Genomic DNA, 17,734 nt, shown 5'->3' with positions numbered 1-17,734 from the left:
TAACGCCAGATTCAGCAATTTTTTCGACAATGTCTCGAAATGCAACAAATTCTCCGGAATCTCCCACGAACAGGCCAATTCCTGGTATCCTTGCCCGCCTCTGAAAGTGGTAAATCCGACATCTGAAATGAAGAAGCAAATCGAGCAATTGGTAGTCACGGCGCTGCAGCAACTCGCCGCCCAGGACATGATACCGTCCGATTCCCTGACGGCGCCCAAAATCGAACGGGCAAGAGACAGCAAGCATGGTGACTTCGCCACCAATGCGGCGCTGGTGCTGGCCAAACCGGCGGGCAAAAACCCCCGAGAGCTGGCGCAGGCGATCATCGATGCCCTGCCCGCCTCCGAGCTGGTGGAAAAGTGCGATATCGCCGGACCCGGATTTATCAATTTCACACTCTCATCAACGGCTTATCACACTCTGATCCCCACCATCATCAACCAGGCCGATCGCTATGGACGGAGCGACCTGGGAGCAGGCAAAAAGGTTCAGGTCGAATATGTTTCAGCCAATCCCACCGGTCCCCTGCATGTGGGGCATGGTCGGGGAGCGGCCTATGGTTCGGTGGTCGCCGACCTGCTCGAAGCGGTGGGCTATCAGGTACACCGGGAGTATTACGTCAACGACGCAGGGCGGCAGATGGATATTCTCGCCACCTCGGTCTGGCTGCGCTACCTGGAACTGTGTGACGAGAGCCTGACCTTTCCCGCCAACGGCTACAAAGGGGACTATGTGTGGGATATCGCCGCCACCCTGCACCGGGACCATGGCGAGGATTACAAAGTTGCGGCGGAGACCCTGTTTGAGGGAGTACCCGCCGACGAGCCCGACGGTGGTGACAAAGAGGCCCATATCGACGGCCTGATCCAGCAGGCGAAAAAGCTGCTGGGAGACAACCGCTACCGGTTCGTCTTCGAGCTGGGCCTGAACACCATACTCGACGATATCCGCGACGATCTCTCCCTGTTCGGGGTCAACTACGAGGAGTGGTACTCCGAACGCAGTCTAATGGAGTCCGGCGCGGTGAACCAGGTGATCGAACGCCTGCGTGGCAGCGGACACCTGTATGAAAAAGGTGGCGCGCTCTGGTTCCGCTCGACCGATTTCGGTGATGAAAAAGACCGGGTGGTGGTAAGGGACAATGGCCAGACCACCTACTTCGCTTCGGATATCGCCTACCACCTGGACAAACTGCAACGCGGTTTCGAACGGGTCATCGATGTCTGGGGTGCCGACCACCACGGCTATGTGCCGAGGGTCAAGGCGGCGCTGCAGGCGCTGGGTGAGGATGCGGACAAGCTCGATGTACTGCTGGTGCAGTTCGCCATTCTCTACCGTGGCGGTGAGAAGATGCAGATGTCGACCCGATCCGGTGAGTTCGTCACCCTGCGGGAGCTGCGCAAAGAGGTTGGCGCCGATGCGGCCCGCTTTTTCTATGTGATGCGCAAATGTGAGCAGCACATGGATTTCGATCTGGATCTGGCCAAATCCCAGTCCAACGACAATCCGGTCTACTACGTGCAATATGCCCACGCCAGGATCTGCAGTGTGCTGCAGCAGGCGGCCGAGCAGCAGATCACCATCGCCAGCGACGCCAATGCGATCGATTACGCCTGCCTCGTCGAACCCCAGGAAGAGGCCCTGCTGACCAACCTGGCAAAATACCCGGAAGCACTGGAGCTCTCCGCCCTGAGTGAAGAGCCACACCAGTTGACCCACTATCTGCGTGACCTGGCCACCGACTTCCATACCTATTACAACGCCCACAAGTTCCTGGTGGAGGATGCCAAACTGCGCGATGCCCGCCTGCAGCTGATCCTCGCGACCCGCCAGGTGATTCGTAACGGCCTGGGACTGCTGGGTGTCTCCGCACCTGAGAAGATGTAACTGACGTGGCGGACTACAAACACCGAGCAGGGAGCAAGAAAAAGCGCCCCACCAGTTGCAGTCACGGGTTGTTCTTTTTCGGCGGTCTGGTGGCCGGGCTGTTTCTGGCGGGATTGGCCTGGCTGCAGTTGGGTCAGCAGCTCAGAAGTCACGAAATCCCCGGCATTGCCACCAAACCACAACAGAGCCGGGAACCGCAACAGACGGCCCCAAAACCCAACTTCGAATTCTATACCATCCTGCCGGAAATGGAGGTGGTGATTCCGGATGAGGAGATCGTCACCCCCGAACCAACAGCCACACCGCGCAGACCCAGCCCAAGCGAGAATCGCCAAGTGAGCCGTGAGCGCAGCAACGGGGGTTATATCCTGCAGATGGGTTCATTCAGAAAGCACCAGGATGCGGATCGCCTCAAGGCAAGACTGGCCCTGATCGGTATCGAAGCTGAGATTCAGCGGGTGAGCATCAACAACCGGGATACCTACCACCGGGTGCGCAGTGGTCCCTACCGGTCACAGTCGCAACTCAACAGCGCCCGTAAACTGGCCAAGCAAAACGGCATTACCAGTCTGGTGATCAAGCTGAAAGAGTAAGATTTGATAATCTGCGAATAAAGGCAAATCGCGCTAGGCTGGATGTTGGGTTATTCCACGCTCAGGAGGAACGCTTTCCACCACGCCACACATAGAGCTCCATTGACGAGGGATCGCAACGGTTACAGCTGCTGCCACACTCCGCCTTCACCTTGCGTCGCTCAACCCGGCCTTTACGCTCCCACTGTTCGAGCATGCCCCGCACCGCATCCGAATCCGCGTCCAGATGCCGGGAGATATCGGCAAGGGACGCCTCACCACGCTGCTGCAAATAATCGCGAATCGCTGACAGCATCAGGCTTCCACCTCGGTGTTGCTCTGATCTCGCAGCGACCAGAATCTCAACCCGGCGATGGTGGCCACCAGCATGCCGATCAGAACAATCACCCAGAACAGCCCGCTGTCAGGATGACTGTCATAGGTGGAGAGCTGATAGAAGAGGCTGGCGCTGATATAGGCGACGCCTGTCGACCAGGCGACGACGAAGGCGGCCCATTTCGCACCGGCCTCCCGGCGGATCGCGCCGATGGTTGCCACACAGGGTGAGTAGAGCAGTATGAACAGAAGATAGGCGAAGGCCCCGGCCTGGCCATCGAAACGGGCGGCCATGGCGCCGAAGACCCCCACATTGATCTCCTGCGCTTCAGCCGCCGCTTGCTGATTGGAGATATCCCCCACATCCATTGCCAGAGGATCGGTGACCAAGTCCTTCACGCCCAGCAGATTCTCCGGTACGCTGGCCGCTGCCTCACGGATGGCTCGCCAGAAGTCGAACGCATCGTGTTGCGGTGTAATGCCCGCCTCATCATTGGCCAGATTGGTATAGAGTGCATCCAGGGTACCCACTACGGTCTCCTTGGCCAATATCCCGGTAAACACCCCAACCGTCGCCGGCCAGTTATCCTCGGAGATGCCCATCGGCGAGAGCACCGGGGTTACCGCCTTGCTCACCGCACTGAGCACCGAATGCTCCGTATCCTCATTGCCGAAGCTGCCGTCTGTACCGATTGAGTTGAGGGTGTTGATCACCAGCACCATCAGCACTATCACCTGCCCCGCCTCTTTGATGAAGAGCTTCACCCGGTCCCAGGTACGCAGCATCACCCCGCGCAGGGTCGGCATGTGGTAGTGGGGCAGCTCCATCATGAAACCCGAGCTCTCACCGGAGAGCAGGGTCTTCTTCATGATCAGTCCGGTCAATATGGCCACCATGATGCCGATCAGATAGAGACCGAAGACCAGGTTCTGACCACTCTCTGGAAAGAAGGCCGCAGCAAACAACACATAGACCGGCAGGCGGGCGCCACAGGACATGAACGGGTTCATCAGGATGGTCAGTTTTCGCTCCCGCTCACTCTCCAGAGTTCGGGTCGCCATCACCGCCGGCACGTTACAGCCGAAGCCGACGATCATCGGCACGAAGGCCTTGCCGGGAAGTCCGATGGAGCGCATGAAGCGGTCCATGACAAAGGCGGCGCGGGCCATGTAACCGGAATCCTCCACCACCGAGAGAAACAGATAGAGAGCGGTGATGATGGGAATGAAGGTGGCCACTACCTGGATGCCACCACCAGCACCATCCGCCAGCAGCACCACCAGCCAGTCCGGCAATCCCCAGCTGTTCAGCAGGCGGCCGAAACCATCGACAAACAGCGCGCCGGCAACCCCATCGAAAAAGTCGATGAAGGCGCCGCCGATGTTGATGGCGAACATGAACATCAGATACATCACCGCAAGAAAGATGGGAATACCGAAGAGGCGACTGAGCACCAGCTTGTCGATCCGGTCACTGACCGTCTTTTCCAGCCGGCCATGGTTACGGGTGGCGATCTGGGCAATCGCATGGGCATGGCTGAAGCGGGAGTCGGCGATGTGAATATCGAGCTCCTCGTCCACCCGGTCCTCGATCATTTTGCCCCAATGCCGGATCCGTTCATGCAACAAATCATCGGCATAGTTGAGGGCGAACTCATCCCCCTCCAGCATCTTCAGCAGCAACCAGCGACGTTGAGAATGGTAACGACTCTCCGGCAGTTGCAAGCCACTCTCCAGATCGGTGATCGCCTGCTCAACCACCTCATCCTGGGCCAACGGAAAACCGCCCTTGACCCGCTCAGCGGCCAGATCCTGAATCGTGCCTTTGAGCTTGGTGACCCCCTCACCACTGACCGCCACAATGGGTATCACCTGGCAGCCTAGCTCTTCGCTGAGACGCTGAATATCGATCTCAAGACCGCGCTTGCGCGCCACATCCATCATGTTCAAGGCGAGGATCAGGGGCACTCCCATCTCCAGCATCTGCACGGTGAAATAGAGATTCCGCTCCAGATTGGAGGCATCCACCACATTGACGATCAGATCCGCCTCACCGGAGAGCAGATAGTCACGGGTAACCTTCTCATCCTGGGAGGATGCATCGAGAGAGTAGATACCGGGTAGATCGACAGCATTCACCTCGTCACTGTCGATGGTGAACTGACCCTCCTTGCGATCAACCGTGACCCCAGGCCAGTTACCGGTACGCTGACGGATACCGGTGAGGATATTGAACAGGGCTGTTTTGCCGCAGTTGGGATTACCGGCCAGGGCAATGGTCAGGATGCCCGAATTGGGTCTACTACTAGATGATTCGGTGTCGTGGCAGGCCATTTCGCGTTACTGGATCCTTGGATTAAACCGTTTTGTCGACCGGGCTGAGCAGCAGCTTCTCCGCCACACCGGCGCCCAAAGCCACCCGACTGCCCTGACAAGCCACAACCACACCGCTCCCACGACGTTGCAGCAATTCGATTTCAGAACCCGTTCGCAGGCCAAGACTGAGCAGCCGGTGGACCAAAAGCCGACCACCCTTTACCCGTTTGATTGCGGCTCGGCTGCCGACCGGCAAATCAGACAGTTTCACCAGATCGTCTGAGAGGGTAGATTTCAAAGCCACTTGTCCTGCAGAGAGTGTTCAGCCATCAAATGTTAATGATTCTCATTAGAGCAGGGTTCCCACTGCTATGCAACGATCTTTTTAAAGTAATTGCCGATTAACTAATAGACACGTACTCAATCCCAGTCCAGTCGCACTATCGCGGCTGCTTTCTCAACAGGTCAATTCGATGGGGTTTGAGAAAATGGGCCCCGTCATCACCCAGGTGCTCACTGAAGGCCTGCCTGATCTGCTGGTATCTTTGCTGATCCAGATCCAGCCTGGTATGGGTCACCTTGAGAAAACGGGATTCAAACACCTCCCAGCTCTCGTAACAGCCGGGCACATTGAGAAACAGCTGTTGCTGCAGGGTCATATCATCCCGTTCCGCCAAACGGCAGATCGCGTTAAATGCCGCTTGCCGCACCTGTTTCTCATCATGGATGAGGCTCATCAGGGCATTGAATTCACCACTGTAGACCGGCTCGGAGAAGTAGGCATAACCACCGGGTTTGAGCACCCGTGCTATTTCATCCATCGCCTGCACCATCAGATCGGTGGGTACATGGTGGAGAGATTTCAACATCCAGACCGCATCCAGACTCTCGTCCGGCTCGCTGATCGACTCCGCCCCCTCAAGCCGGAACTCGAGATTGCCAATCGACTCCTGCAGGTTCTTCCGGTGTTGAATAGTGTCCACCTCGGTGGCGATGAAACGGGAATCGGGATAGCGCCGGGCCAGGGTTTTTGTCAGCCAGGCAGCGCCGCAACCCAGCTCGATTCCGCGCATCCCATCGAACCGCAGAAGCTGCTCCATGAGGTCCAGTTCCTGACCTGTGACATAGGCTTCAGGCCGATCAAGAACCATTTGATTTGCTGACATTTTATGACTGCTCCAGTATCTTATTCTGTTTCGCAGTCCATTCTACGCTATAGGTTTCCACAACGTGTTACTCGATGGGATAGTTAATTGGTTCGACCGTCTGCGACTGCAGCTCTCCCGTCATGACGCGCTGTTGATTCTGTCGGTCATTGGACTGCTGTGCGGCTTCCTTGCCGGTATGGTGATCGTGCTGTTTCGCCTGCTGGTGGAGTCGATCCAGGCATCCATGCTGCCTGGCGGCCAGGTGGAGAACTATGAAGCCCTGCCGCCGCTGGTCCAGTTCGCCCTGCCGATTGTCGGCGGACTGCTGCTGGGACTGATGTTCGTGCGCTTCTCCAAGGGACTCCATGTGCTGGGTATCGCGCGGGTCATGGAACGTCTGATCTACCACCAGGGACACCTCTCCCTGCGCGGCTTGCTGCTGCAGTTTTTCGGCGCCGCAATCGCCATCATTACCGGCCATTCGGTGGGTAGAGAGGGCCCCCATGTATTTCTCGGTGCTGCCAGCGGTTCGCTGCTTGGCCAATATCTATCCCTGCCCAACAACAGCATTCGCATCCTGGTCGGTTGTGGCACGGCGGCCGGCATCTCCGCCTCTTTCGACACCCCGCTGGCCGGGGTGATCTTTGCCCTGGAAGTGGTGATGATGGAGTACACCCTGATCAGTTTCATACCGATCATGCTGGCTGCCGTCAGCGCCAACAGCCTCTCCCTGATGATGTTCGAGGGAGAGCGGGTATTCGACCTGGAGATCATCCAGCTCGGCTCGCTGCACGAACTGGCCTTCATCCTGATGCTGGGACTGGCCGCCGGCACTGTCTCAGCCGCCTATGTTCAACTGATCGAATTCATCTCCGACAAGAGCCAGAAAATGAGTATCTGGCTACGCAACCTGAGCGCTGGTGTGCTGGTCGGTCTGTGTGCGCTGGTCGCCCCCCAGGTGATGGGCATCGGCTATGACACGGTCAATCAGATCTTACTGGGTGAAATCGGATTGAGCCTGCTTGTGCTTTTGGTGGTGGCGAAACTGATCGCCACCGCAGCGAGTATCGGACTGGGCATCCCGGGCGGCACCATCGGCCCTGCCCTGTTCATCGGCGCGGCACTCGGCGGGGTGTTTGCCCCGCTTCCCTCACTGCTGCTCGACGGGCCGGTCTCCGACCCTGGCGTCTATGCCCTGATCGGTATGGGTGCGGTGATGGGGGCCGCACTGCAGGCGCCGCTGGCGGCCCTGGCCACGGTGATTGAATTGACCCACAATCCGGAGATCATCATGCCCGGTATGCTGGCAATCGTGGTGGCCAGCCTGGTCAGCAGCGAGGTGTTCGGCAAATCCTCCATGTTTCACACCCTGCTGGAAGCCACCGGATTGAACTACCATACCGATCCGGTGATGCAGTCCCTGCGCCGAACCGGGGCGGCTGAATTCATGAACCGCAGCTTTGTTCAGCTCGATGCAAGCCTGAGTCGGGATGCGGCCAAGATGGCGCTCAACCAGAAGCCTGAATGGGTGCTGATCAATGGCCCTGATGACGAGCTGGCCCTGATGCCCAGCGTGGAACTTTTGCGCAACCTGGAACTGCAGGACGATGCAGAGATCGATCTGCTGAAAATCCCGGCAACCCGCTACCAGATGTCGCCCATCCGTATGCAGTCCACCCTGCAGGAGGCACTGGAAATATTGGACAACAGCAGTGCGGAAGCACTCTATATCGAATGGTTTGATGAGGCCCACTATTGGCGTATTCAAGGCATCCTGACCCGTGCTCAGATCGAATCCGCCTATCGCTTTTGAAAACTCATGATAATGATCAAAAAAACACCAACATCTTGCGCCGAAAAAGCATAAGATATTACTAATTTTTTAAACGACGTAGAGAGGGGGCATATGAACGACACCATCAGTAACCCGGACACTATCCTCGTTGATGAGCAGCCAGTAAGGCTTGATGAACTGCTGGCGGACTATCACAAGCTGAAAGCTGACGCCGAAGAGGAGAGGAAGCAGGAGAAAAAGGCGGTCAGACGTTTCAAGCGGGAGGAGGAGCTGAAACCGTACCAGGCTGAACTGATCAAGATGCAGCAGTATCTGGAGAAGACCCGCACCCGTATGATCATCCTCTTCGAAGGACGGGACGCAGCCGGCAAAGGCGGCACCATCCGACGAGTCACCCGCTACATGAACGAAAAGCACTACCGGGTGGTGGCCCTGGGCAAACCCACAGATGAACAGAAGACCCAGTGGTTCTTTCAGAAATATGTCACCCAATGCCCACGTGGCGGCGAAGTGGTGCTGTTCGACCGCAGCTGGTACAACCGGGCCGTGGTTGAACCGATCTTCGGATTTTGCAGTGATGAAGAGTATGAGAATTTCATGATCGGCTGCCCCGGATTTGAAAAGGATCTGGTTCGACAGGGCACCATTCTGGTGAAACTCTACTTCTCAGTCACCAAAGAGGAGCAGGCGAGACGATTCGAGAGGCGCAAGAACGACCCATTGCGCCAATGGAAACTGTCTGAGATCGACGTCCAGGCCCAGGACAGATGGGACGATTTCACTCAGCAGAAGTATGAGATGTTGAAACGCACCAACACCACTCACGCACCCTGGACGACTATCCGCTCAAACGACAAACACAAGGCCCGACTCAACGCCATGCGGGTGATACTCAATTCAGTGCCATACGAACGCCTCAATCCTGACCTGGATTTTGTACCGGATCCAACTGTGGTGATCTCCGGTTCCAGAGATTTGGAACTGATGGAGGCTCAACTTCTGCAGCAAGGTAAATTCGTCGGCTGATCCCTTGTAACGCCGGGTTTCGGCCCGGCGCTGTTTCAGCAACCTGTTCTGAGACAATTGAGTTCCACTTCGGCAGGGATTCTCCTCTGCCGAGTCATAGGCTAAATTTGTCATATCACATGGCCTGCGGTCAGGAACCCTATCGACTCTGATGAACCAAAACACCTACCTGATCCTGCTGGCTCTGCTGTGGCTTGGTTACTTCCTGATTCACTCCACTCTGGCTTCGCTGACCCTCAAGCAGTGGCTGGCCAGCCGCTTTCCCCGGATAACCCCCTGGTACCGAATTCTTTTCAATCTGCTGGCAACCGTTCTGCTGATCCCGCCACTGATCATGGCCTGGATGCTACGCAGTGAACCGCTCTGGATGTGGCAGGGAATCTGGTCCCTGTTGGCATACGCATTGATGCTGCTGGCCTGCCTGGGATTTGTCTGGTCTCTGCGTTTTTATGATGGGCAGGAGTTCCTCGGATTCAGCCAGCTGGCACGGCGACAGCAAATGGTGGCCGATCAGGAACAGCTGCACATATCCCCCATGCATCGGTATGTGCGTCACCCCTGGTATAGCCTCGGGTTGCTGCTTGTCTGGACTCAGGATATGGACCCAGCCCGACTGGTCTCGGCAATCTCAATCACCCTCTATCTGTGGCTGGGTTCCAGACTGGAGGAGCAAAAACTGGTGGTTTTTCATGGTGAGACCTACCGACAGTACCGGCAAAAGGTTCCCGGATTGATACCCAGGCCCTGGCGCTACCTTTCCGAATCAGAGGCCCATGAACTGCAGAATCGATCGCCAATTAAAAAGGGGGCATAAGCCCCCTCTCAGGTTCACCGAACAACGGATTATCAGTAGCTGGGATCCCAGAAATTACCCTGACCATACGGTGCAGGACCATAGCCATATCCGGGATATCGGGGGGCGCTCATCGCTCCAGGATTCCCATAGGGTCCCTGGCAGCCGTGACCGCAGGCTTGGCCCTGCCCCGGTCCCATGCCGTGACCCCGCCCCATTCCAGGCCCCATACCCATATGTCTTTTGTGCATGGCATGGCAGGCGGCACGCTCTTCATCGGTCATCCCTTCAATCACTGCCTGGTGTTTAGCCCACTCTTCTGCCATCGCCTTTTGGCGAGCTACCCATGGTGGTGTTTCAGGCATTTCAACACCCTGCTGCTGCGCCTGTTCCCGCATCTTCTGATAGCGCTCCTGACGATAGGCGTCACGCTCCTCAGGACTCATATTCATCATCTTCTCATGGTGCTGACGACGCTCATCCGCCGATGGTCTGTTGGTTTCCATCTGCGACAGATGCCAGGGCGGATGGGCCGGCAGCATCACACCAGCCTCTTCCGCACGACTGCGCAGCTCCTGATAGCGGCTCTCCCGCTCCTTCCAGCGTTGCGCATAAACGCTGTCCGCTTCGGTTGCAGCCTGAGCCTCCGCAACCGGCTCTGACGGCATGCTGGCCTCAGCTGCGGGTTCAGCCGCCTGATCTCCAGCAGCCGCTTCACTCTGATCCGATTCCGGCACAGCCGCCGCTGCGGCTTCTGCCATTTGTGCATCAGCAGAGACAATCGGAGCCAGCCCGGTGGCAGCAGCTTCTGCCATCTCAGCCGTCTCCCCGGCGGCCTCTTCTGCATTGATTACGGCACTGAAGGGCAGCAGAGAAGCCACCATCAGAGTCAAGAGTTTTTTCTTATACATGCTCAGATCTCCTTCGATGATCCAGATTGGGATAAGGGGATTAAACCGACAACCGGACAGCCGCTGACCAGCCTGCTCCCCCAGGCTGATTCACGTCCAATCAGGGCAGCTAACCAGTTGTCAAATTTAAGTCAGTTTACCGAGGCTTCAGGCGCCTCTTGTTTTACAGTTTTCTTATTCTGAGATTTGAGTGTAGCAACCTTTCCGGCAAGTTCAGCCAGTAATCCGTCCATTCCCTTGGTTTTCACCAGGTTTCTGAATGATGTGCGGTAGTTACTGACCAGACTCACTCCATCCACTGCCACATCGTAAGCATACCAGTCATCATTCCGATAGCGTAACTTGTAACTGACCGGCAGCTCTTTGTTCGAGGCCACGATATAGGTCTGAACATTCGCCAGCTTACCCTTCAGACGCTCACGCCCCATGCGCACCTTCTGGTTGTTATAGCTGTCCATAGCGGAATAGTAGGTCTGTTCGAGCAATTCACGAAACAGTGTAATGAACTGTTCTCGCTGCGCTGCCGTGGCCTTACGCCAGTTGGCCGCCAATATCACCTGGGACATCGACTCATAGTCGAAGCGCGAGCGGACGATGCTTTTGACCATGTCGCGACGCTCTCCCTTATCCAGGGCCTCATCCTTAAGGATTTCGAGAACTTTTTCCACCGTCTCCTTGACCCGCTCTGATGGCGTTACCTTGGCTGCAGCAGGCAGACTGGTGGTAAATGTCAGCGTCAGTAGCAATATTGAAATCAATCTCATCATCGATCTTATCCCTTATTATTTGGCTGGTTGTTGAGACAACGGAATTCACGAAAGGTGCTCGGACGATGCTGTCGAGGATGCAAGGCAAATCCCCTCTGCAGGCAGCAAAATAGTGCAAGTTGCCTGACTGTTACCTCTATTCCCCTGTCTCCTCATCAGAAATCGGCACGGTGTTTGGCACAATTGACAATTGTTGACGTTTTGAACTGCCGGTATATTGGTCGATACGCCAACAGATTGAGACCCGCCTGGCATCGTCACTGTCTTCCGCCCCGACAATATGACTGTACTGGAGAAGCACCAATTCTGAGTCGTCAGGCAGTACCAACCGGTAACTGATTTTGCTCGGCTCAATGCTGTTCTCAGCAAACAGGGTTTCGACCATCTCCCTGTCCTGAGGATGCACCAATTGCAGAAAGGATTCGGATGTGGGCGTGAACTCTTCCTCCTGCAGCCCCACGAGCGCAAACATATCCTCTTCCCAAACACATTCACCCTTGGCCGGATCCCAGGTCCAGGTGGCACAGGGTAGCACAGCGTTGGTGAAATCGATCTGTCGTCGCAGACCCTTGGTTCTGTTTCGATAGCGTTTGGTTTTATGCTTGAGCTCCATCAGCTTGTGTTTCAACAACTCTTCGCGCTTGCGCAGCCGTTTGATGGAGCGTCGGGTTTTACTACGGTGGTGTTCCAGGCCGCGCTTCGAACGTTTGTTGACGATCCACATCAGTATCAAACTCCAACTGACCAACAACACGCCCCACAACAGATAGAGAAAAAAGTTGGATGGGTTGGGCAGGGTCCGCTCAACCTCCGGCCAGTGGTTCCAGATCTCATGAAGCTCTTCCAGACTCAATCGATCGATCGCTTTTTGCAGCAGGCTGTTCAATGCCGGGGAGTTGGCATGGGTGACCAGTGCAACATCCATTGTCAGGTCGAGTTGCTGGGCGACTTTCAAACCTTTGAAGCGCCCCTCGGCGAGAAGATAGTCAACACTGGCGGTATCGCCCAAATAGACTGGCATCGTGCCATCGATGACCGATTGCAGGGCACTCTCCAGGGTTGCGAACGATTGAGTTCTAAGACCCGGGAGATAATGGGGCAACAGCTCCTCCCAGATCGTTCCTTCCAATACGGCAACTTCCTGCCCATCCAGACCGGCAAGCTGTTTGACGGTGAGCTTCTGTTTGGCGTAGAGGGCAGTCGGCAGGGTGATATAGGGACGAGAAAAGTGCAGATCGGAAGGGGTTGCGGCAGAGTGCACCATCGCACCGATCAGATCGATTTCACCAACGCGCAGTGCTTCCACCATGGCATCGACAGAGTTATAGCTCACCAGATCCAGATTGAGGCCTAGCTTGGCGGAGAGGGCGCGCAGGTAGTCGGCAGCCAGGCCCATTGCCTGTCCGGCCTCGATAAAGAGTATCGGCGGACTGATCTCGACCACACCGACCTTCAGATTCTGACGATCATCCAGCCAGGCTTTCTCAGCCAGACTGTATCGAGATACCTGAGCAGAACCCTGGCTGACCAGTAACAGCCCCAACAGACCCAGGCACAATTTAACCAATAACTTCCTTGAACTCACCGCGTAATTCACCCCAAAACCCCGACTGCTACAGACTATTTCATGAACAGAGAGCTCTGCCAAGAAGGATTTGCGGTTTTTTCGACTGAAACCCGTAATAACCAGCCGGCAGATGCCACCAGGTTTGCCGAAAAATCGATCGGCCATGCGAGTCACAGGCGCCTTCAGCCACCCGGCCGGATGGCAGCGACGCCTTTCTAAGACTGGCATTACTCCGTACAATAAAGTCTCACCTACAGCTGAATCTAGAACATTTGCAGTGGCACAGTTCATCCATCCCTGGCATCTTCGCCTGGCCCGTAATGTCATTCATGGGGGCGGGTTGATCGCCTACCCAACCGAGGCCGTGTTTGGACTGGGCTGCCACCCCCTGGATGGGGACGCGGTCGCCAGACTGTTGAAGCTGAAGCAGCGCCCACAAGCAAAAGGGCTGATTTTGATCGCCGACAGGCCTGAGGCTCTTACACCCTATCTGGGGGAGATCCCGAAACAGGCCTGGCAGCGGGTTGTTGAAAGCTGGCCAGGTCCGAACACCTGGGTAGTACCCGCTTCGGATACGACGCCTGAGTGGCTGACAGGCAGGCACGATTCGATCGCCGTACGAGTCACCGATCATCCAGTGGCTGCCGCGCTCTGCCGTATAGCCGACACCCCTCTGGTCTCCACCAGCGCCAATCTCAGCCAGCACCCCCCGGCACGGAATCCGTTACAGGTCACTCTGCGTTGTAATCCGGGTGTTGATCTGGTGATTCACGGCAGGACCGGAGGACTATCCCGGCCAACAGCAATCCGGGACGCCCTGAAAGAGACCCTGATTCGAGGTTGAACGGATTTTTAATGGATGCAAGAAAAAAAACCCACCCGGGGGATGGGTGGGTTTAAAGCGCTTATGTTTCAGCGCCGGAGGAGGATCGAAACCATCAAAACTTACCCATAATGACGGCTGCGCGGATAAAATCTTTAGCCATCTCCGGAAGTTAATTACCGAAAAGTGACATAAACCACTAGCTGTTTGTATTTACAACAATTTTTCCTAAACAATTTACTCGAATTTCACTGATTCACGACACCTGGACAACTATTAAGCATCGTCCGGGAGCCCCAGGCACAGAAACGCCTAAAAATCCCCCAGGTGTTCGACGACCCACTCCCTGATCCAGTGGCTGGCCCGGGAGCCGTGAAAACGCCCTTTCTCTTCCCCATCGACAAACAGAATGACGGTTGGAAATCCCCGCAGCCGATAGCGCCCGGCGAGCCGCATGTTGTCATCCACTTCAAGCTTTGCCAGCTGTATCCGACCCTCATATTCGCTGACTACACGCATCAGGGCTGGCGCCAGTGAGATACAGGGGGCACACCATTCGGCCCAGAAATCGACCAATACCGGCCCCTGCTGGGATCGTGTGATCACCTGCTCATCGAAGACCGTCTCATCGACATCGTAGATATAGGGAGGGGTCTGCTTTTTGTTGCTCATGAATACAGCCTGGCGTCTTGGATTTTTACCGTTTCCGGTTCATTACTACGGAAGATTTTCAGCCGATAGTACACTCAGACCGGCATCATAGGTTATCGTAGGGGTTTTTCCCAAACAGTCAGAGTCTCAAACATGACCAGCCAATATCGCCGATCACAATTTCCCGCCACACGAATGAGAAGAATGCGGCGTGATGAATTCTCCCGTCGTTTGATGCGCGAAAACCAATTGACCCCGGCAGATTTCATCTTCCCGGTTTTTGTTCTCGAAGGAGAGCAGCAACGGGAACCTGTGCCCTCGATGCCCGGCGTGGAGCGCATGAGCATCGACCTGTTGGTCGAGGAGGCGAAGACGATCGATGCCCTGGGTATCCCCGCCACGGCGCTGTTTCCAGTAACCCCGATGTCGGCAAAAAGTCTGGACGCCCGTGAAGCCTACAATCCCGACGGTTTGGCACAACGTGCGGTCAGGGCGCTCAAAGCCGCGCTGCCGGATCTGGGAGTGATCACGGATGTGGCGCTCGACCCCTTTACCACCCATGGCCAGGACGGTTTGATCGACGACAGCGGCTATGTAATGAACGATGAGACCAAGGCGGTTCTGGTCAAACAGGCCCTCTCCCACGCCGAAGCGGGCGCGGATGTGGTTGCCCCCTCGGACATGATGGATGGCCGGATCGGAGCAATCCGCGAAATCCTCGAGACCGAAGGACACATCCACACCCGGATTCTGGCTTATGCCGCAAAATATGCGTCGAGTTTTTACGGCCCATTTCGGGATGCCGTGGGCTCGGCTGCAAACCTGGGTGGCGGCAACAAATACAGCTACCAGATGGATCCCGCCAACAGTGACGAGGCGCTGCACGAAGTGGGGCTCGATCTGCAGGAGGGCGCCGATATGGTGATGGTCAAACCGGGCATGCCCTATCTGGACATCGTGCGCCGTGTCAAAGAGACCTATCAGGTACCCACCTTCGCCTACCAGGTCAGTGGTGAATACGCGATGCTCAAGGCCGCCTCACAAAACGGCTGGCTCGATGAGCAGGCGGTGGTGATGGAATCCCTGCTGTGCCTCAAGCGGGCCGGCTGCGACGCGATCCTCACCTACTTTGCCAAGCAGGCAGCACAGTGGCTGCAGGAGTGATTCGGTTCGTGTTAACAGTGCTAGAGCAGTAGATTCCTATGGATAAGTACGCAGTCATCGGCAATCCGATCGCCCACAGCAAGTCTCCGGAGATTCACGCCGCCTTTGCCCGTCAGACCGGCGAAGCTGTGAGCTACGAGCGCCTTCTTGGCGACAAGCAGAATTTTGCCGGTGATGTGCGCCGGTTCATGGCTGAGGGTGGACAGGGTCTGAATGTCACCGTGCCCTTTAAGGAAGAGGCCTGGCGATTGGCAGACGAACTGAGTGACAGAGCCCATACTGCAGGTGCGGTGAATACCCTGATCCGCCTCGACAACAACCTGCTGCGGGGAGATAACACCGACGGAGTGGGTCTGGTTCGCGACCTGACGGTCAATCAAGGGTTCCGCATGGCGGACAAACGTATCCTGATGCTGGGTGCAGGCGGTGCGGTGCGTGGCGTGATGCGCCCACTGCTTGAGCAGAAACCGAAGCGCATCATCATCGCCAACCGTACCGCCAGCAAGGCATACGCCTTAGCCAGTGTGCTTAACAACTATGGACAGGTGGCCGGCTGTGGACTGGAAGAGCTGCAAGGCATGCAGTTCGATCTGATCATCAACGGCACAGCTGCAGGACTCGATGGTGAAGTACCCAACATACCCGATGATGTGCTGGCCAAGGGGGGCTGGTGCTACGACATGCTGTACAGCAATCAGGCTACCCCCTTTCAGATCTGGGGAAAGGCCCATCAGGCCGCCCGTTCACTCGACGGTCTCGGCATGCTGGTGGAGCAGGCGGCGGAATCCTTCCGGCTTTGGCGCAGCATCCTGCCGGAAACCCCGCCGGTGATTACCATGTTACGGGGTTGATACGAGCGCCTGAGCGCCACTCCTGTCGCTGCCTGCTCACCCGGTGGAGCGTTCACCCTCGGGCAGTACGATATTCAGTTCAAGTACCTCGTGATGCTCATCATGCTCCAGGTTGACATTCACGGCGCCCGGTTCGACCGCGACATACTTGCGCAGCACCTTGAGAATATCCCGTTGCAGCTGCGGCAAGTAAGAGGGGGCATCCCGACCTGCACGATCGTGAGCCACCAGGATCTGCAGACGCTCCTTTGCAAGCGATGCTGAACCGGATGCGGATTTGGATTTGAAGTAGCTCAACAGACCCATTGCTTAACCCCCGAACAGCCGGCCCAAAAGACCTTTCTTCTCGATCTCAAGAAAGCGGTGAGGCAACTGCTCTCCCAGATAACGGGCTACCACATCACTGTAGGCCTGTCCCGCCGTACTCTCACCATCCATGATAACTGGCACACCTGAGTTGGAGGCATTGAGCACCGCTTGGGATTCCGGAATCACACCGATCAGATCGAGGGAGAGGATATCCTGCACATCCTCGACACTCAGCATCTCACCACGCTCCACCCGCTCAGGGGAGTAGCGGGTCAACAGCAGATATTCGCGGATCGGCTCCCGGTCCTCTTCGGCCCTTTGGGACTTGCTTGAGAGGATGCCGATCATACGATCCGAGTCGCGCACCGAAGAGACTTCCGGGTTGGTCACAACGAACGCATCATCGGCATAGTACATTGCCATCGTGGCACCCAGCTCAATACCCGCAGGTGAATCACAGACAATGTAATCAAAATCTTCTGACAGATCCGTCAGCACCTTACCCACGCCCTCTTTGGTCAGGGCCTCTTTGTCCCGAGTCTGTGACGCCGGAAGAATAAACAGGTTCTCATTCCGCTTGTCCTTGATCAGCGCCTGATTGAGACGCGCCTCACCGTGAATGACATTGATAAAGTCATACACGACCCGACGCTCACACCCCATGATCAGATCCAGATTTCGCAGGCCCACATCGAAATCGATCACCACTGAGCGTAAGCCACGCTCTGCAAGTCCCATTGCCAATGCTGCCGCAGTAGTGGTCTTACCCACACCCCCTTTTCCGGAAGTGACGACGATGATTCTACTCAACTCAATG

General features: G+C 56.4%; 18 protein-coding genes. 8 read left to right on the top strand and 10 right to left on the bottom strand.

Annotated elements, in window-relative coordinates; genetic code table 11:
• Positions 1-187 precede the first annotated feature (187 nt).
• Both argS and A3193_RS17175 read left to right on the top strand, forming a co-directional pair.
• On the top strand, positions 188-1,888 hold the full coding sequence (gene argS / locus A3193_RS17180; RefSeq protein WP_414630421.1) for an arginine--tRNA ligase: 1,701 nt from the start codon (positions 188-190) through the stop codon (positions 1,886-1,888).
• A 5-nt stretch (positions 1,889-1,893) separates the two neighbouring features.
• Complete coding sequence (locus A3193_RS17175; protein ID WP_069003030.1) at positions 1,894-2,481, top strand: SPOR domain-containing protein; 588 nt, start codon at positions 1,894-1,896, stop codon at positions 2,479-2,481.
• A gap of 61 nt (positions 2,482-2,542) precedes the next feature.
• Here A3193_RS17175 and A3193_RS17170 read toward each other — a convergent pair whose 3' ends face one another.
• The 4 genes from A3193_RS17170 to A3193_RS17155 form a co-directional block, all read right to left on the bottom strand.
• Entirely contained in the window at positions 2,543-2,776 is a 234-nt protein-coding gene (locus A3193_RS17170) for a FeoC-like transcriptional regulator (protein WP_083218122.1), read from the bottom strand.
• Positions 2,776-5,130 carry a Fe(2+) transporter permease subunit FeoB gene (gene feoB / locus A3193_RS17165; protein ID WP_069003032.1) on the bottom strand — a complete coding sequence of 785 codons (2,355 nt, stop codon included), beginning with the start codon at positions 5,128-5,130 and terminating at the stop codon, positions 2,776-2,778. Before feoB ends, A3193_RS17170 begins: the two co-directional genes overlap by 1 nt.
• A 22-nt stretch (positions 5,131-5,152) precedes the next feature.
• Entirely contained in the window at positions 5,153-5,416 is a 264-nt protein-coding gene (locus A3193_RS17160) for a FeoA family protein (RefSeq protein WP_235615028.1), read from the bottom strand.
• 136 nt (positions 5,417-5,552) lie between these two features.
• On the bottom strand, positions 5,553-6,278 hold the full coding sequence (locus tag A3193_RS17155; RefSeq protein WP_235615027.1) for a class I SAM-dependent methyltransferase: 726 nt from the start codon (positions 6,276-6,278) through the stop codon (positions 5,553-5,555).
• Between the two features lie 64 nt (positions 6,279-6,342).
• Here A3193_RS17155 and A3193_RS17150 point away from each other — a divergent pair, with 64 nt between their 5' ends.
• From A3193_RS17150 to A3193_RS17140, 3 genes are all read left to right on the top strand, one after another.
• On the top strand, positions 6,343-8,073 hold the full coding sequence (locus tag A3193_RS17150) for a chloride channel protein (protein WP_235615026.1): 1,731 nt from the start codon (positions 6,343-6,345) through the stop codon (positions 8,071-8,073).
• A gap of 93 nt (positions 8,074-8,166) precedes the next feature.
• A complete protein-coding gene (gene ppk2, locus A3193_RS17145; RefSeq protein WP_083218124.1) occupies positions 8,167-9,081 on the top strand; it encodes a polyphosphate kinase 2 in 915 nt (304 codons plus the stop codon).
• A gap of 151 nt (positions 9,082-9,232) precedes the next feature.
• Complete coding sequence (locus A3193_RS17140; protein WP_069003033.1) at positions 9,233-9,895, top strand: methyltransferase family protein; 663 nt, start codon at positions 9,233-9,235, stop codon at positions 9,893-9,895.
• A 32-nt stretch (positions 9,896-9,927) separates the two neighbouring features.
• Here the strand turns inward: A3193_RS17140 and A3193_RS20840 are convergent, their stop codons facing one another.
• The 3 genes from A3193_RS20840 to A3193_RS17125 form a co-directional block, all read right to left on the bottom strand.
• On the bottom strand, positions 9,928-10,785 hold the full coding sequence (locus tag A3193_RS20840; protein ID WP_069003034.1) for a hypothetical protein: 858 nt from the start codon (positions 10,783-10,785) through the stop codon (positions 9,928-9,930).
• Between the two features lie 131 nt (positions 10,786-10,916).
• Entirely contained in the window at positions 10,917-11,552 is a 636-nt protein-coding gene (locus A3193_RS17130) for an MlaC/ttg2D family ABC transporter substrate-binding protein (protein ID WP_069003035.1), read from the bottom strand.
• A gap of 136 nt (positions 11,553-11,688) precedes the next feature.
• Positions 11,689-13,119, bottom strand: a complete 1,431-nt coding sequence (locus A3193_RS17125; protein ID WP_162273663.1) for a transporter substrate-binding domain-containing protein — start codon at positions 13,117-13,119, stop codon at positions 11,689-11,691.
• A 277-nt stretch (positions 13,120-13,396) separates the two neighbouring features.
• Here A3193_RS17125 and tsaC point away from each other — a divergent pair, with 277 nt between their 5' ends.
• On the top strand, positions 13,397-13,963 hold the full coding sequence (tsaC, locus tag A3193_RS17120) for an L-threonylcarbamoyladenylate synthase type 1 TsaC (protein ID WP_235615025.1): 567 nt from the start codon (positions 13,397-13,399) through the stop codon (positions 13,961-13,963).
• Positions 13,964-14,254: 291 nt separating this feature from the next.
• Here tsaC and A3193_RS17115 read toward each other — a convergent pair whose 3' ends face one another.
• Positions 14,255-14,614, bottom strand: coding sequence for a thioredoxin family protein (locus tag A3193_RS17115; RefSeq protein WP_069015364.1), 360 nt, complete (start codon positions 14,612-14,614; stop codon positions 14,255-14,257).
• 132 nt (positions 14,615-14,746) lie between these two features.
• Here A3193_RS17115 and hemB point away from each other — a divergent pair, with 132 nt between their 5' ends.
• Together hemB and aroE are read left to right on the top strand one after the other, a co-directional pair.
• A complete protein-coding gene (gene hemB / locus A3193_RS17110; protein ID WP_069015363.1) occupies positions 14,747-15,757 on the top strand; it encodes a porphobilinogen synthase in 1,011 nt (336 codons plus the stop codon).
• Positions 15,758-15,795: 38 nt separating this feature from the next.
• The gene (gene aroE, locus A3193_RS17105; protein WP_069003039.1) at positions 15,796-16,608 is read left to right on the top strand and encodes a shikimate dehydrogenase; all 813 of its coding nucleotides are present in this window, start codon (positions 15,796-15,798) and stop codon (positions 16,606-16,608) included.
• A 36-nt stretch (positions 16,609-16,644) separates the two neighbouring features.
• On the opposite strand, the gene minE is transcribed toward aroE, so the two are convergent.
• Both minE and minD read right to left on the bottom strand, forming a co-directional pair.
• Entirely contained in the window at positions 16,645-16,914 is a 270-nt protein-coding gene (minE, locus tag A3193_RS17100; protein WP_069003040.1) for a cell division topological specificity factor MinE, read from the bottom strand.
• 3 nt (positions 16,915-16,917) lie between these two features.
• Positions 16,918-17,727 (bottom strand): septum site-determining protein MinD, encoded by an 810-nt coding sequence (minD, locus tag A3193_RS17095; RefSeq protein WP_071938102.1) that lies wholly within the window; start codon positions 17,725-17,727, stop codon positions 16,918-16,920.
• Between the last annotated feature and the right edge of the window lie 7 nt (positions 17,728-17,734).

The organism is Candidatus Thiodiazotropha endoloripes (assembly GCF_001708965.1).
GTDB classification, from domain to species: Bacteria; Pseudomonadota; Gammaproteobacteria; order Chromatiales; family Chromatiaceae; genus Thiodiazotropha; species Thiodiazotropha endoloripes.
Note: the sequence above shows the minus strand (reverse complement) of the source record. Positions and strands in the feature narration are given on the sequence as shown.

Bases quoted from the DNA above. Each gene is read 5' to 3' on its own strand.
- A3193_RS17115 (WP_069015364.1), bottom strand. From the start codon at position 14,614: ATGAGCAACAAAAAGCAGACCCCTCCCTATATCTACGATGTCGATGAG.
- argS (WP_414630421.1), top strand. From the start codon at position 188: ATGATACCGTCCGATTCCCTGACGGCGCCCAAAATCGAACGGGCAAGA.
- ppk2 (WP_083218124.1), top strand. From the start codon at position 8,167: ATGAACGACACCATCAGTAACCCGGACACTATCCTCGTTGATGAGCAG.
- aroE (WP_069003039.1), top strand. From the start codon at position 15,796: ATGGATAAGTACGCAGTCATCGGCAATCCGATCGCCCACAGCAAGTCT.
- minE (WP_069003040.1), bottom strand. From the start codon at position 16,914: ATGGGTCTGTTGAGCTACTTCAAATCCAAATCCGCATCCGGTTCAGCA.
- feoB (WP_069003032.1), bottom strand. From the start codon at position 5,130: ATGGCCTGCCACGACACCGAATCATCTAGTAGTAGACCCAATTCGGGC.
- A3193_RS20840 (WP_069003034.1), bottom strand. From the start codon at position 10,785: ATGTATAAGAAAAAACTCTTGACTCTGATGGTGGCTTCTCTGCTGCCC.
- A3193_RS17140 (WP_069003033.1), top strand. From the start codon at position 9,233: ATGAACCAAAACACCTACCTGATCCTGCTGGCTCTGCTGTGGCTTGGT.
- A3193_RS17155 (WP_235615027.1), bottom strand. From the start codon at position 6,278: ATGTCAGCAAATCAAATGGTTCTTGATCGGCCTGAAGCCTATGTCACA.
- A3193_RS17170 (WP_083218122.1), bottom strand. From the start codon at position 2,776: ATGCTGTCAGCGATTCGCGATTATTTGCAGCAGCGTGGTGAGGCGTCC.
- A3193_RS17130 (WP_069003035.1), bottom strand. From the start codon at position 11,552: ATGATGAGATTGATTTCAATATTGCTACTGACGCTGACATTTACCACC.
- hemB (WP_069015363.1), top strand. From the start codon at position 14,747: ATGACCAGCCAATATCGCCGATCACAATTTCCCGCCACACGAATGAGA.